Source organism: Salinicola sp. CR57, from assembly GCF_003206585.1.
GTDB classification, from domain to species: domain Bacteria; phylum Pseudomonadota; class Gammaproteobacteria; order Pseudomonadales; family Halomonadaceae; genus Salinicola; species Salinicola lusitanus.
The window spans coordinates 80,143-94,031 of sequence record NZ_PZJL01000012.1; the positions used below are offsets into that span (position 1 = coordinate 80,143).

At 64.8% G+C, this 13,889-nt stretch carries 13 protein-coding genes and 1 tRNA gene; 10 read left to right on the top strand and 4 right to left on the bottom strand.

Features of this window, described 5'->3' with window-relative positions:
- Nucleotides 1-6 precede the first annotated feature (6 nt).
- From DOM56_RS17400 to DOM56_RS17445, 10 genes are all read left to right on the top strand, one after another.
- On the top strand, nt 7-927 hold the full coding sequence (locus DOM56_RS17400; protein WP_110710300.1) for a LysR substrate-binding domain-containing protein: 921 nt from the start codon (nt 7-9) through the stop codon (nt 925-927).
- A 97-nt stretch (nt 928-1,024) separates the two neighbouring features.
- Entirely contained in the window at nt 1,025-1,951 is a 927-nt protein-coding gene (locus tag DOM56_RS17405; RefSeq protein WP_110710301.1) for an N-carbamoyl-D-amino-acid hydrolase, read from the top strand.
- Nucleotides 1,952-2,012: 61 nt separating this feature from the next.
- Nucleotides 2,013-3,419, top strand: coding sequence for an amidohydrolase family protein (locus DOM56_RS17410; RefSeq protein WP_157958274.1), 1,407 nt, complete (start codon nt 2,013-2,015; stop codon nt 3,417-3,419).
- A 37-nt stretch (nt 3,420-3,456) separates the two neighbouring features.
- Nucleotides 3,457-4,890, top strand: coding sequence for a D-aminoacylase (locus tag DOM56_RS17415; RefSeq protein ID WP_110710303.1), 1,434 nt, complete (start codon nt 3,457-3,459; stop codon nt 4,888-4,890).
- 137 nt (nt 4,891-5,027) lie between these two features.
- Nucleotides 5,028-6,113 (top strand): TRAP transporter substrate-binding protein DctP, encoded by a 1,086-nt coding sequence (dctP, locus tag DOM56_RS17420; protein ID WP_110710304.1) that lies wholly within the window; start codon nt 5,028-5,030, stop codon nt 6,111-6,113.
- Entirely contained in the window at nt 6,106-6,645 is a 540-nt protein-coding gene (locus DOM56_RS17425; protein ID WP_110710305.1) for a TRAP transporter small permease, read from the top strand. The genes dctP and DOM56_RS17425 overlap by 8 nt, the downstream gene beginning before the upstream one ends.
- A 93-nt stretch (nt 6,646-6,738) precedes the next feature.
- Nucleotides 6,739-8,055, top strand: a complete 1,317-nt coding sequence (locus DOM56_RS17430; RefSeq protein WP_157958275.1) for a TRAP transporter large permease — start codon at nt 6,739-6,741, stop codon at nt 8,053-8,055.
- 73 nt (nt 8,056-8,128) lie between these two features.
- Nucleotides 8,129-9,130, top strand: coding sequence for an N-acetyltransferase DgcN (dgcN, locus tag DOM56_RS17435; protein ID WP_110710307.1), 1,002 nt, complete (start codon nt 8,129-8,131; stop codon nt 9,128-9,130).
- Entirely contained in the window at nt 9,124-10,104 is a 981-nt protein-coding gene (dgcA, locus tag DOM56_RS17440; protein ID WP_198655829.1) for an N-acetyl-D-Glu racemase DgcA, read from the top strand. The genes dgcN and dgcA overlap by 7 nt, the downstream gene beginning before the upstream one ends.
- Before the next feature lie 33 nt (nt 10,105-10,137).
- Nucleotides 10,138-11,010 carry a D-amino-acid transaminase gene (locus DOM56_RS17445; protein ID WP_232822352.1) on the top strand — a complete coding sequence of 291 codons (873 nt, stop codon included), beginning with the start codon at nt 10,138-10,140 and terminating at the stop codon, nt 11,008-11,010.
- A gap of 98 nt (nt 11,011-11,108) precedes the next feature.
- Here the strand turns inward: DOM56_RS17445 and DOM56_RS17450 are convergent.
- The 4 genes from DOM56_RS17450 to DOM56_RS17465 form a co-directional block, all read right to left on the bottom strand.
- Nucleotides 11,109-11,185, bottom strand: a tRNA-Met gene (locus tag DOM56_RS17450).
- A gap of 104 nt (nt 11,186-11,289) precedes the next feature.
- Nucleotides 11,290-12,381 (bottom strand): redox-regulated ATPase YchF, encoded by a 1,092-nt coding sequence (ychF, locus tag DOM56_RS17455; protein ID WP_110710308.1) that lies wholly within the window; start codon nt 12,379-12,381, stop codon nt 11,290-11,292.
- A 156-nt stretch (nt 12,382-12,537) separates the two neighbouring features.
- A complete protein-coding gene (gene pth, locus DOM56_RS17460) occupies nt 12,538-13,119 on the bottom strand; it encodes an aminoacyl-tRNA hydrolase (protein ID WP_110710309.1) in 582 nt (193 codons plus the stop codon).
- Between the two features lie 34 nt (nt 13,120-13,153).
- Nucleotides 13,154-13,801 (bottom strand): 50S ribosomal protein L25/general stress protein Ctc, encoded by a 648-nt coding sequence (locus DOM56_RS17465; protein WP_110710310.1) that lies wholly within the window; start codon nt 13,799-13,801, stop codon nt 13,154-13,156.
- Nucleotides 13,802-13,889 lie beyond the last annotated feature (88 nt).

Here is a 13,889-nt window from a genome sequence, read left to right on the forward strand (position 1 = left end):
GGGAGCATGGCGCTGAATCTGCGGCAGATCGAGGTTTTCCGGGCAATCATGACCACCGGCAGTATCAGCGGCGCGTCACGCGTCCTGATGATTTCCCAGCCGGCCGTGAGTCGGATGCTCTCCCATACCGAGCAGCGCATCGGCTTTCCGCTGTTCGAGCGTATCAAGGGGCGGCTCTACCCATCGCCGGAAGCGCGTCGGCTGTTCCGCGACGTGGAGAACGTCTACCGCGACGTCCAGCGGGTCAACAATACGCTTCATGACCTGACCCAGCGGCGCCATGGGGTGGTGCGCATCGCCGCCAGTTCGAGTCTCGGTCATCAGATCGTGCCTTGGGCGATCACCAGCTTCCGGGAAGAGCATGATGTCCGGGTCAGTCTGGATTGCCAGCGTCATACGCAGTTGCGCGACCAACTGCTCGACCGTCAGGCCGATCTGGGCATCTCGCTGTTTCCGGTGAATCACCCCAACCTGGAGGCCAACCCGCTGCACCGGGCGGGCATGGTCTGCGTCTGTCCGATCGACCATCCGCTGGCGGCGCGCGACACGGTCTCGCTGCCCGAACTCCGCCAATACGACCTGATCGGTTACGGTGCGGAGACCCCGTTCGGCCAGCATATTCGCTCCGCTTTCGAAGCGGCCGGCGAGCCGTGGCGTCCAGCCACCGAAGTCGACTCCCCCCATTACGCCTGCGCCATGGCGGACGCCGGTGCCGGTATCGCCCTGATCGATGAGTTTAGCTGGCACGGCTGGCGTAGCCGGCACCTGACTGCCGTCCCCCTGCCGGTCGAGCAGCGCCTGGTGGTGAGTCTGGCCTATCCGCGGACCGAACCGCTGTCGCAACTGGCTCGTCTCTTCATCACCCATCTCGAAGCGGCGTTCGTTCGTTTCAGCGCCGCTGTCGAAGGCCCGGCTTCCCGGCCTTAATCAAAAGTTATGGGCTGGCGATGAATCGGTATACGACATCATCGCCCGGAATTCAGACACTGAGCCGACCAACAAGACATCAGCAGGTGGATCGGCAATGCGTGAATGGGTAATCGGCGCGGCTCAGATGGGAGCCATTCAGAAGAGCGACACGCGTGAAGCGGTAGTGGCGAGAATGATCGCGCTGCTGGACCGGGCCGCGGCCAGCGGGTGCGATCTGGTGGTCTTTCCGGAACTGGCGCTCACGACATTCTTCCCGCGCTGGTACATGGAGGATCAGGCCGAGGTCGATACCTGGTTCGAGCGCGAGATGCCGAACGCTGCCACGCAGCCGCTGTTCGACCGCGCTCGAGAGCACCGTATCGCCATCTCGTTCGGTTATGCCGAGCTGACGCCGGAAGGGCGCCATTTCAATACTTCCATCGTGACCGACCGTGAGGGCGAGATCGTCGGCAAGTATCGCAAGGTACATCTGCCGGGGCATGTCGAGTACGACACCGAGCGGGACTTCCAGCATCTCGAGAAGCGCTATTTCGAACCCGGTGACCTGGGCTTCGAGACCTTCGACAACGAAGGCACGCTGATGGGCATGTGCATCTGCAACGATCGACGCTGGCCGGAAACCTGGCGCGTCATGGGATTGCAGGGGGTCGAGCTGGTGATGCTGGGCTACAACACGCCGTCGGTGAACTCCCAGAACCGGGGGGAGGGGCTGGAGCAGCGCCTCTATCACTCCGAGCTCTCCGTCACGGCGGGGGCCTACCAGAACGCGACCTGGGCGGTGGCCGTGGCCAAGGCGGGCGTCGAGGATGGGTTTCCGCTGATGGGTGGCTCGATCATCGTCGATCCCGACGGATTCGTCGTCGCCCGGGCGCAGACCGAGGAAGACGAGCTGATCACGGCGACCTGCGACATGGAGCGCTGCCAGTTCGGCAAGAAAACCATCTTCGATTTCGCGCGTCATCGTCGCATCGAACACTATGGGCGCATTACCTCGCAGACGGGTGTCCAGCGCCAGCAATAGTCGCCGCGGAGAAGATCGCTATGCCGAGCATGACAATCACGCTGATCGCCGAGGTGTGGAGATGATAGAGGGCTATGACACCCTGCTGCGTAATGGCACCGTCGTCGACCCTGCCAACGGGGTGCACGAGATCCGGGACATTGCCCTGCGCGATGGAAAGATCGTCGAGGTGGCGCCGACCATTGCCGGTGGGGCAAGACGCGAGCACGACCTGACGGGGTTGCTGGTCATGCCGGGTATCGTCGACATGCACGTGCATCTCTCGCCCTTCCTGGGTGGAGGCTGCGGCCATCGCATGCTGGCGCTGGCAGGCGTGACCACGGCGCTGGATATGGCCGGACCCATCGAGGGCGTCGTCGATCTGGCGGCGAGTCACGGTTGCGGCCTGAGCATCGCCTGCGTCAACTATCTGCGCCCGGGACATACCATCGCCTCCGCCGACCCCGGCCGGGGCGATATCGATGAGGCTTTGAGTCATGCCCTGCGCCAGGGTGCGATCGGCCTGAAGCTATTGGGTGGGCACTATCCGTTGACCGCCGACGCGACGGCGCAGGCCATCGCAGCGGCTGCGGGGCAGGGGGCTTACGCGGCCTTTCATGCCGGCACGCAGTCGGCCGGCTCCAATATCGAGGGCATGCGGGAGGCGTGCGAACTGAGCGCCGGACATCCGCTTCACCTGGCGCATATCAACAGTTACTGCCGCGGCCAGATCCATGATGCCGTCGCCGAGGGCGAAGAGGCGTTGCGGCTGCTAGCGGCCCATCCGCATATCCGTTCGGAATCCTATCTCGCGCCGTTCAATGGTGTCAGCGGCGAGTGTATCGACGGCGTCCCCGGCAGTCGGCTGGCCGCCTTCGGACTCGAACGTGGTGGATATCCGGCCACTGCCGAGGGGATGGCCGAGGCGATTCTGGCCGGCTGGGCGCTGGTCAATCTGGAGCGCGACGGCGTCATCGAACTGGTGGGCGGGTCAGCGGGGCTGGCCGCCTGGCGAGCCTGCGGGTCGCTCATCGGTATCAGTTTCCGTGCCAACCCTCCCGAGCCGCGCCTGCGGCTGGTGACGGCCACGCGGCCCGATGGCCGCTTCGCGGTGGATGCCCTGGCCACCGACGGCGGTGGCATCCCGCGCAACGACATCGTGGCACGCGGCCTCGCGCTGGTGCATCTCGATGCCTTGAGCCTGGATGGCTTCGTGCGCAAGGCGAGTCTACATCCGGCACGGATCCTCGGACTGCGCGACAAGGGGCATCTGGGGGTGGGTGCCGATGCGGATATCAGCGTGCTCGATCTCGAACGCCGTCGTCCGGTGTTGACCTATGCCCATGGACAACGACTGCTCGACGGCGAGGAGGTGGTCGGCCGCGGTGGGCGCCTGATCACGACGCCCATGGGCGAGGCGGCGGTGCGTGCCGCCGGACTGGACGCATTGATCGTTCAGCCGGGCACGATGCTGAAAAGCCCTCAATGACAAGACGTTGGCCGTGCCTCGTCATCAGGAGAGCAACATGACATTCGATGTGATCATTCGTCGTGCCCAGGTCGTCGACGGGACGGGGCGCGAGCCATTCGTTGCCGATGTCGGCATCAAGGGCGAGCGAATCGCGGCGATCGGCGATCTGGATGCGACGCAGGCCGCGCAAGTGGTCGAAGCAGCGGGACGACATCTCTCCCCGGGCTTCATCGACGTGCATACCCACGATGATAGTTGCGCGATTCGCCAACCGGAAATGCGGCCCAAGATCAGCCAGGGCATCACCACGGTCATCGTCGGCAACTGTGGCATCAGTGCCTCTCCGGTCAAGGTCGACGATGAGGTCCCGGACCCGATGAACCTGCTGGGCGAGGCTGACGACTTCTTCGAGACCTTCGAGGACTTCGCCACGGCCGTGGACGCCGCCATGCCCGCCGTCAACGTGGCGGCGCTGATTGGTCATACCACGCTGCGAGCGGGCGTGATGGATCGCTTCGATCGGCCTGCCAGCGACGTCGAGATCGAGGCCATGCGCGAGACGCTGCGCACGGCACTGCGGGCGGGGGCGATCGGCCTGAGCACGGGGCTCGCCTACACCAACGCGCGTCAGGCGCCCACTCAAGAGGTCAAGGCGCTGGTCGAGGTCGTCGGCGAAGCGGGCGGGATCTACACCACCCACATGCGCAACGAGCGCGAAGCCCTGTTCGAGGCGATGGACGAGGCCTTCGAGACGGCCCGGCATGGGCAAGTGCCGCTGGTGATCTCCCACCTGAAGTGCGCCGACATCGACAACTGGGGCAAGAGCGAGCACGCGATCGAGAAGCTCGAGCAGGCTGCGCAACGCCAGCCCTGCCATTGCGACTGCTACCCGTACGCTGCCTGTTCCACCACGCTCGATCTGTGGCGGGTGTCGGACCAGTTCGACATCCTGGTCACCTGGTCGAAGCCACACCCCGAACAGGGCCGGCGACTGCTGTCCGCCATCGCCGAGGAGTGGGGCGTGGATCTGACCGAGGCGGCACGCCGACTGATGCCGGCCGGGGCGATCTACCACAACATGGACGAGCGCGACGTGCGCCGCGTACTGGCGCATCCGTTGACCATGATCGGCTCCGATGGCCTGCCGAGCGATCCCAACCCGCATCCTCGACTCTGGGGCAGTTTTCCCCGGGTGATCGGCCACTACTGTCGCGACGAGGGGCTCTTCTCGCTGCCCGAAGCGATCCGCAAGATGACGTCGATGTCGGCGGCCCGTTTCGGCCTGACCGATCGCGGCGTGATTCGCGAGGGGGCATTCGCCGACCTGACCCTGTTCTCCTTCGACACCATTCTCGATGGCGCGAGCTTCGTCGAGCCGACCACGCCGGCGGTGGGTATCGATTGGGTCATGGTCAACGGCAACGAGACCTGGGTCGATGGCGACGTGCGCCGGCGTGCCGGTCGGCTTCTCCGGCGCGAGGGACCGTGAGGCCGTCGACCCGTTAACACCGGGTTATGGGCTGTCGACGAAAAAGCATGAGACAGCTGCGTGTCGGATCGCCGACACTTTTTTGGCGGGCTCGGTGACGAGCTCGACGACAATGACAACGAAAACGAGGTTATCCCATGTCTATGACCCATCCTGAATCCCGCCGCTGGCGCCGTCTGCTATCCGCCGCCGCCGTCAGCCTGGCCGTGGGCGCGACAGTCGCCATGGCACCCGCTCCCGCTGCCGCGGAAACGCTGACCTACGCGACCAATACCGCACCGAACGGCCTGCGTGGCGCCGCCGAGAAAGGCTTTCTCGATGCGCTCAACGAGGTCTCCGGCGGCGAGATAGAAGTGGTCCCTTATTGGGGCGCGTCGGTCATGCAGGGCGACGAGATTCTCGGCGGTGTCAGCAACGGTGTCGCCGACATGGGGTACATCAACATCAACTACTATCCCAACCGATTGTTGCTGAACGGGGCCTTCCAGCTCTTCCCCGAAGGACCGGAAAATTACGCCGACATCATGTCGGTCTATCACGAAGTCTATGACCAGGTGCCCCAACTGCGAGAGGAGTTCACCCAGCAGGGACAGCACATCATCTACATCTACCCCTATCTGCCATATGCCGGGGTCTTTCGCGAGCCGGTGACGTCGTTCGACGATTTCCGCGGCAAGCGTGTGCGCGCTTCCAGCCAGTGGATGCTCAACCTGTTGGGGGATCTGGGGGCAACGCCGGTGTCGGTGCCGTGGAGCGATACCTACCAGTCGCTGCAGTCGGGTGCCATCGATGGTGTCTTCACCAATTACGACAGTCTCAACCGGACCGGCATGGACGAGGTCGCGCCGAACATCCTGACCTCGCGCCGACTGTGGCTCGCGGTCCCCATGATCCTGACCATCAATCAGCGCAAGTGGGACGCCATGTCCCCGGAGATGCAGGGCTGGTTCGAACAGGCCGCGGCGCAGGCGGAGAAGACCTTTGGCGAATACTACGACAGCGAGTTCGATCGCATCGTCAAGGCGCAGCAGGAAGCCGGCTATACGGTGACGGCCGCGTCGGACGAGGATATCGAGAAGTTCGTGTCATTGCCGGCGGTGGAATCCAACCGCCAGACCTGGATTCAGAGTGCCGAGAAGGCCGGCGCCGAGAAGCCCGCGCAGATCATCGAGCGAATGAAGGCGATCATCGACGCCGGCTCGGGCGGCGCGGCCCATGACTGAGCGGGCGCAGCATGAGCCTCGAGCGGGGACGGAGGCTCGACGGTCGCGGAGGCCGCGCCTGCTGACCCTGCTCAATCGCGGCCTGGCCGAACTGTGCGGCTGGCTGTTGATCGTGGTGGTGCTGTTCATGGTCGTCGATCTGGTGGCGCGGGGATTCTCCCGCCCCCTCTACGGCGTCTCCGAGCTGGCCATGTTCACCATGATCGCGATCGTCTATCTCGGGCTCTCTCACGCCGAGGAGCAGGACGCCCACATCCGCGTCGAATGGTTGCCGGAACGGCTGCAGGGTGTGGCCGGACGCTGTCTCAACGGCTTCGTCACCCTGGTGTCGCTGGTCACGATCGTGATCGTCGGCTGGGCGGTATGGCATAACGCCATCGGTGCGTTCGACAGCCGCCAGGCGATTGCCGGGCCGCGTCCGATCCTCGTCTACCCGATCAAGTTCGTGATGTTCGCCGCGTTGGCCCTGTATGGCCTCCAACTCTGCCGCAGCTTGTCGCGCCAGTTCAGGCGAGCAGCGCACGACGAGTGAGCGGTATCCGGGCCTTGCCGGGCGGGGCGTGACGATTCGACCGGCATCGCCGGACGGTCTCTCGACAGTCTTATTCTGAATACGGATATGATCATGGATTTCACGCTGATAGGTATCGGCGGCATTGCGGTGTTGCTGCTGCTGTTGGTCATGGGTGTGCCGCTGGCCATCAACTTCCTGCTGGTCGGTTTCATCGGTATCGCCACGCTGCTGACGCCGTCCAGCGCGTCATCGTTGCTGGGCGACACCATGTATACGGCGATCGCCTCACCGACCTTTACCGTCTTGCCGCTGTTCGTGCTGATGGGGGCGCTGGCGGCGGCCAGTGGTTTTGCCGAGCAGGCCTACAAGGGGATCCACCGGCTGGCGGCGAGGGTGCCGGGGTCGCTGGCGGTGGCCACGGCGTTCGGTAGCGCGGCCTTTTCCACGGTCTGCGGCTCTTCGCTGGCCACCGCCAGCGTGTTCGGTCGTATCGCCTATCCCGAGATGCGACGTTACGGCTACGACAAGCGCTTCGCGCTGGGCAGTATCGCCTGTTCCGGATCGTTGGCGGCGATGATCCCGCCCAGCGGCATGTTCATCTTGTTCTCGATCTTTACCGGCGTCTCGGTCGGCCAGCTGTTCATGGCGGGCATTCTCCCGGGCATTCTGACCGCGGTCGTCTATACGCTCTCGATCGTGTGGCGCGCCAAACGCCATCCGCAGCTGGCGCCGATCGATGCCGAGGAGCGCGAGGTGACGGTGCGTGACCGAGTACGTGGCGTGCGGGACCTGTGGCAGATACTCGCGCTCGGCGGTGTGGTCATTGGCGGCATGTACAGCGGCCTGTTCACGGCGACCGAAGCGGGTGCCATTGGCGCGCTCGGGGCGCTGCTGCTCGGCCTGGCCGGCGGCCCGTTGCGCTCGATGCCGAAACTGCGCGGGGCGCTGCGCGAGTCGGCGGGCATCACCACGACGCTGTTCTTCATCATCATCGCGGCGCTGTTCTTCAGTCGCTTCCTGGGCCTGACACGCATCCCGTTCGAGATATCCAGTTTCATGGTCTCCTGGGACGTGCCCTCGTGGATGGTGCTGGGCCTGATCCTGCTCATCTGGTTTCTGATGGGAATGGTCGTGGTGCCGGCCGCCGCCTTTGCGCTGACGCTGCCGATCGTGTTTCCGATCGTTGTGGAGCTGGGCTATCACCCGGTATGGTTCTGCGTTATCGCGATGAAAATGTGCGAGATCGCCGGCGTGACCCCGCCCGTGGGACTCAACGCCTTCGCGCTGGCGGGCGCGGCCGGCAAGGGCGTCAAGATCAACGAGGTGTTTGCCGGGGTCTGGCCATTCGTGCTGTGTGACCTGATCGTGCTGGCACTGCTGTTGGCATTTCCCGCCATTTCCCTGTTCTTGCCGGAAACCATGATGTAATGGCGTCGTCATGATCGCGGTGCCACCACCCGAGACGTTGCACCACCCGAGACATTGGATAGAGATAACCCTCATGCTCAAGACCCCTTACCTGCTTTTTCTGGGCGATGTGCCCGACCCGTTGTCCGCCAAGGTGGCGCAGGGCATCCGTGACTGGCGTCCGGAATATGCGTTGGGTCAGTATCGGTTGCCGGGCTGCCAGGCGGACATGAAACTTCCCGACCTGACGATCGAAGAAGCGGTGGCGCAGGGCGCCCAGACGCTGGTGATCGGTGCGGCCAATCGTGGCGGGGTGATCTCCCGCAGCTGGATCGCGGTGCTCGAGGAGGCGCTGGCCGCCGGGATGGACATCGCTTCCGGTCTGCACAATCTGCTGCGTGACGAGCCGGTGCTGGTCGAGGCCGCGCGCGAGCATGGCGGGCGCCTCGTCGACGTGCGCGTGCCCCAGGTCCAGTACCCGATCGGCGACGGCAAGCCGCGTCGTGGCAAGCGTTGCCTGGCGGTGGGAACGGACTGCTCCATCGGCAAGATGTACACGGCGCTGGCGCTGGATATCGCGTTGCGCGAACGCGGCGTGAAGTCGAGCTTCCGCGCCACCGGCCAGACCGGGATCCTGATCACCGGCGAGGGCGTGCCGCTGGATGCCGTCGTCGCCGACTTCATGGCCGGTTCGATCGAGTGGCTGACGCCGGACAACGACGAAGACCACTGGGACATCATCGAAGGGCAGGGCAGCCTGTTTCATCCCTCCTACTCCGGCGTGACGCTGGCGCTGATCCACGGCGGCCAGCCCGATGCGTTGATCCTGTGTCACGAGCCCACCCGCACGCACATGCGCGGCCTGCCCCATTATTCGCTGCCGACGCTCGAACAGCTGCGCGATACCGCACTGCCGCTGGCCCAGGTGGTGAATCCCGCTTGCCAGGTCGTCGGCGTGTCGGTCAACACCGCCGCCATGCCGGCCGACGAGGCGGATCGCTATCTCGAAACGCTCGAGTCGCGGCTGGGGCTGCCGTGCGTCGACCCCTATCGTCAGGGCGCCGAACGACTGGCGGAGGCGGTGGCGGCATGTTGAGACTGAGCGTCGAGGAGCAGGTCTTCCCGCTCGCCGAGGTGTTCACCATCTCCCGCGGCTCGCGCACCGACGCGCGGGTCGTGGTGGCGACCCTGAGCGACGGCGTTCATGTCGGGCGCGGCGAGTGCGTACCCTATGCGCACTATGGCGAGTCGGTGGCGAGCGTCATCGCGCAGATCGAATCGCTGCAGGACGATCTGACCAACGGGCTGAATCGCGAGGCGCTGCAGGCCCGGCTGCCGGCCGGGGCGGCGCGCAATGCGGTGGATTGCGCGTTCTGGGATCTCGAGGCCAAGCGCAGCGGGACGCCGGTCTGGCAACTCGCCGGGCTGTCGGCACCCGTGGCCGAGATCACGGCATTCACGCTCTCGCTCGATAGCCCGGCGGTGATGCGCGACAAGGCGAGGCGTCATGCCGCGCGCCCCCTGTTGAAGCTGAAGCTGGGCGGGGAGGGCGATATCGAGCGGCTGCGAGCGGTGCGCGAGGGAGCGCCGGATGCGCGGATCATCGTCGACGCCAACGAGGGCTGGGATCGCGAGGCCTACCAACGTCTGGCGCCGGCCCTGCTCGAGCTGGGAATCGACATGGTGGAGCAGCCGCTGCCTGCCGCGGATGACGCGGCACTGGCGGATATCGAGCGGCCGTTGCCGGTGTGTGCCGACGAGGCCTGTCACGACCGCAGCTCCCTGGCGGCGCTGATGGGGCGCTACGACATGATCAATATCAAGCTCGACAAGACCGGTGGTTTGACCGAAGCTCTGGCGCTCAAGCGCGAGGCGCGGGCCCTGGGATTCGAGGTGATGGTGGGGTGCATGGTGGGGTCGTCGCTGTCGATGGCACCGGCATTGCTGGTGGCCCAGGGGGCGGCCGTGGTCGATCTCGACGGGCCGCTGCTGCTGGCCCGGGATCGCGAGCCTGGCATGCGTTTCGACGTCGCGGGCATCCACCCGGCTTCGCCGCGCCTGTGGGGCTGAAGGGGCGTTTCGCGCGAGGATCGAGACAAGAGAATGGATGAGATGACACAGCGCACGGTGTACGTGAATGGCGAGTACGTCGCGGAGCGGGATGCCAGGGTATCGATCTTCGACCGGGGATTCCTGCTCGCCGATGGCGTCTACGAGGTCTCTTCGGTGCTGGGCGGCAAGTTGATCGACTTCCCCGGCCACATGGGGCGCCTGAAACGCTCGGCCGCCGCGCTCGAGATAGCGCTTCCTTGGGATGATGAGGTGCTGCTGGCGATCCACCGCGAGTTGATCCGGCGCAACGCGCTGGACGAGGGGATGGTCTACCTCCAGTTGACCCGAGGCAGCGCCGGCGACCGGGATTTTCACTACCCCGACGCCGATACCCAGCCCACGCTGGTGCTGTTCACCCAGGCCAAGTCGCTGGTCGACGCCCGCAGTGGCCGAGAGGGTATCCGCGTCGCCACGCAGCCGGACTGGCGCTGGGCACGGCGTGATATCAAGACGGTGCAACTGCTCTATCCCGCCATGGCCAAGATGGCGGCGAAGGCGGCCGGGGCCGATGATGCCTGGTTGGTCGAGGACGGCATGGTGACCGAAGGGGCTTCCAACAATGTGTGGATGCTGACGCACGACGCCACCCTGGTGACCCGCGAGCTCTCATCCGCCATTTTGCCGGGCATTACCCGGGCCGCCGTCATGACGCTCGCCGAGGCGCTGTCGCTGCAGCTCGAGGAGCGGGCGTTCAGCGTCGAGGAGGCACAGCAGGCCAGGGAGTGCTTCGTTACCTCGGCCTCCTCGTTCGTGACACCGGTCATCGCGATCGATGGGGTCCCGGTCGGCGACGGAAGCCCCGGCGAGGTGGCCCGGCGCCTGCGAGCGGCGTATATCGAGGAGAGTCGCCGTCGCGCCCTCTAAGCCATCGTCGGCCGGCTCGAACGAGTCGGCCGATCGCGGCCCAGCCGGAAACGACAAGGCCCGCCGATCGCGAGAACGGCGGGCCTTGTCGTGATATCTGGTGGCTACGCCCTGATTCGAACAGGGGACCCCATCATTATGAGTGATGTGCTCTAACCAGCTGAGCTACGTAGCCTGAAGGGCAAATCGAGTCGCCCGACAACGGTTGCGAATACTACCATAACCCGATGAAACGTCAACGCTTTTCGAAATCCATATCCAGTTCGGGGGCGGCCCCGGCTAGACGTTGAAGCGGAAGTGCATGACGTCGCCGTCCTGGACCACGTAGGCCTTGCCTTCCAGGCGCCACTTGCCGGCTTCCTTGGCGCCGTTCTCGCCGCCGAGGGCGACGAAGTCGTCATAGCTGACCACTTCGGCGCGGATGAAACCCTTCTCGAAGTCGGTGTGGATCACGCCCGCCGCCTGGGGTGCGGTGGCGCCGACCTTGACCGTCCACGCCCGAACTTCCTTCACGCCCGCGGTGAAGTAGGTCTGCAGGCCCAGCAGGCCATAGCCGGCCCGAATGACGCGATCGAGCCCGGGCTCCTCCATGCCCATCTCGTCGAGGAACATGGCGCGCTCCTCGTCCTCGAGCTCGGCGATCTCCGCTTCCAGCTTGTTGCAGACCGGCACCACGACGGCGTTCTCGCTGGCGGCGATGCGGCGCACCGTATCGAGATGGGGGTTGTTCTCGAAGCCGTCTTCGTTGACGTTGGCGATGTACATGGTCGGCTTGAGCGTCAGGAAACCGAAGCTGCGAAGCTGGCGCTGTTCATCCTCGTCCAGGCCGAAGCTGCGTAGCGGTTGACCCTCGGCGAGATGGGGCTGGATGCGGTCGAGGATCGCCTTGGTGGCGATCGCCTCCTTGTCGCCGCCCTTGACCACCCGGGCCAGACGCTGGATCGAGCGCTCCACCGCGTCGAGATCGGCCAGCGCGAGCTCGAGGTTGATGGTCTCGATGTCGGCGGTGGGGTCGACCTGGTTGGCGACGTGGATGACGTTGTCGTCATCGAAGCAGCGCACCACATGGGCGATGGCGTCGGTCTCGCGGATGTTGGCCAGGAACTGGTTGCCCAGGCCCTCGCCCTTGGAGGCACCCTCGACCAGGCCGGCGATATCGACGAACTCCATGGTGGTCGGCACCACTTTTTCCGGCTTGACGATCTCGGCCAGCTTGTCGAGCCGCGGGTCGGGCATCGGCACGATACCGGTATTGGGCTCGATGGTGCAGAAGGGGAAGTTCTCGGCGTCGATGCCGGAACGCGTCAAGGCGTTGAAGAGCGTCGACTTGCCGACGTTGGGTAGGCCGACGATGCCGCAATTGAAACCCATAGGATGTATCCGAGTTGATGTGCAGGAAAGCTGAAAGAGAGGCTCGCTATTCTACGGCACGCCGCAGCAGAAGGAAGAGGAAAGAACGGCGCTGCGCGCCCGGAAGCAACGCTCTCGAATGCCGAGGCAGCCCTATTTCGTTCTCTTTCTCATCGCTCAGCTCTTGAAGCTGTGCAGGCGATTCATCGCCTTGGCCCATTGGCCGTCGAGGGCGTCGGGGAGGGTGTACACGGTTTCGAGAAGCGCATCGTCGATGGCCTGGCGCTCTGCCTTGCCGGGACGCCCGAGCACGTAGTTGGTGACCAGCTTGGCGCTGCCGGGATGGCCGATGCCGATACGGAGGCGGTGAAAACCGTTGGTATTGCCCAGCGCGCTGACGATGTCGCGCAGACCGTTGTGCCCGCCGTGTCCGCCACCCGTCTTGTAACGAGCGCAGCCGGGAGCGATATCGAGTTCGTCATGGGCGACGAGAAGCTCGTCAGGGGCGATCTTGAAGAACTGGCACAGCGCGGCCACGGAGGCGCCGCTGCGATTCATGAAAGTGGTGGGGTTGAGCAGATGTAGGTCATGTCCGCTCAGACGGATCTTGGCGTACAGACCCAGAAACTTGCGCTCGGGACGCAGCGTCTGCGCTGCGTCCCTCGCGAGTTGCTCGACCAGCCAGGCGCCGGCATTGTGGCGAGTGTCTTCGTATTCCGGCCCCGGGTTACCGAGACCAATGATCGCTTTCACTACCATGCCGACTGCCTGTTATCCGGTCTTTGACGCAAGATTATGCGTCGCCTTTCGGCTCGCCATCTTCGTCGACGCCTTCACCGGCGACTTCGTCGTCGCGCGACACGGTCGGGTGCGTCACGCTGACGACGCCGGCATCGTGCTCTTCGCCATGGGTCAGCTCGACCAGGGTCACACCTTCCGGCAGCTTGAGGTCGGAGAGGTGGATGGTCTCGCCGAGGCCCAGGTTGGCGACGTCGACTTCGAGGTACTCCGGCAGCTTGGACGGCAGGCAGCTGATCTGGACGTCGTTGTTGAGCACGTGGATCACGCCGCCTTCGTCCTTGACGCCCTTGCAGCTCTCTTCGTTGAGGAAGTGCAGCGGGACGTTCAGGGTCAGCTCGTGGGTCGCATCGACGCGCATGAAGTCGGCATGAGTGATCAGTGCCTTGTACGGATGGCGCTGGAGGTCACGGATGACGACCTGCTCGCTCTTGCCGTCGACCTTCATGTCGATGACCGAGGAGAAGAACGCTTCGTCTTCGATCGCCTTGTAGAAGGCCGGCTTGTCGATGGTGATCGGCTGCGGGGCGGCTTCGCCACCGTAGATGATGGCGGCGACCTGTTCGTTCTTGCGGCGCAGGCGGCGGCTCGCACCTTTCCCCAGCTCCTTACGAACATTGGCGGTCAGGGTGTAATGGGACATTGATTGTCACCTCTAGTGGTCAAGTAAAGGAATCGGCATCGCCCGCGACCAGACGATGCCGTTCCAGCAGGGACCATCGCCATCACGG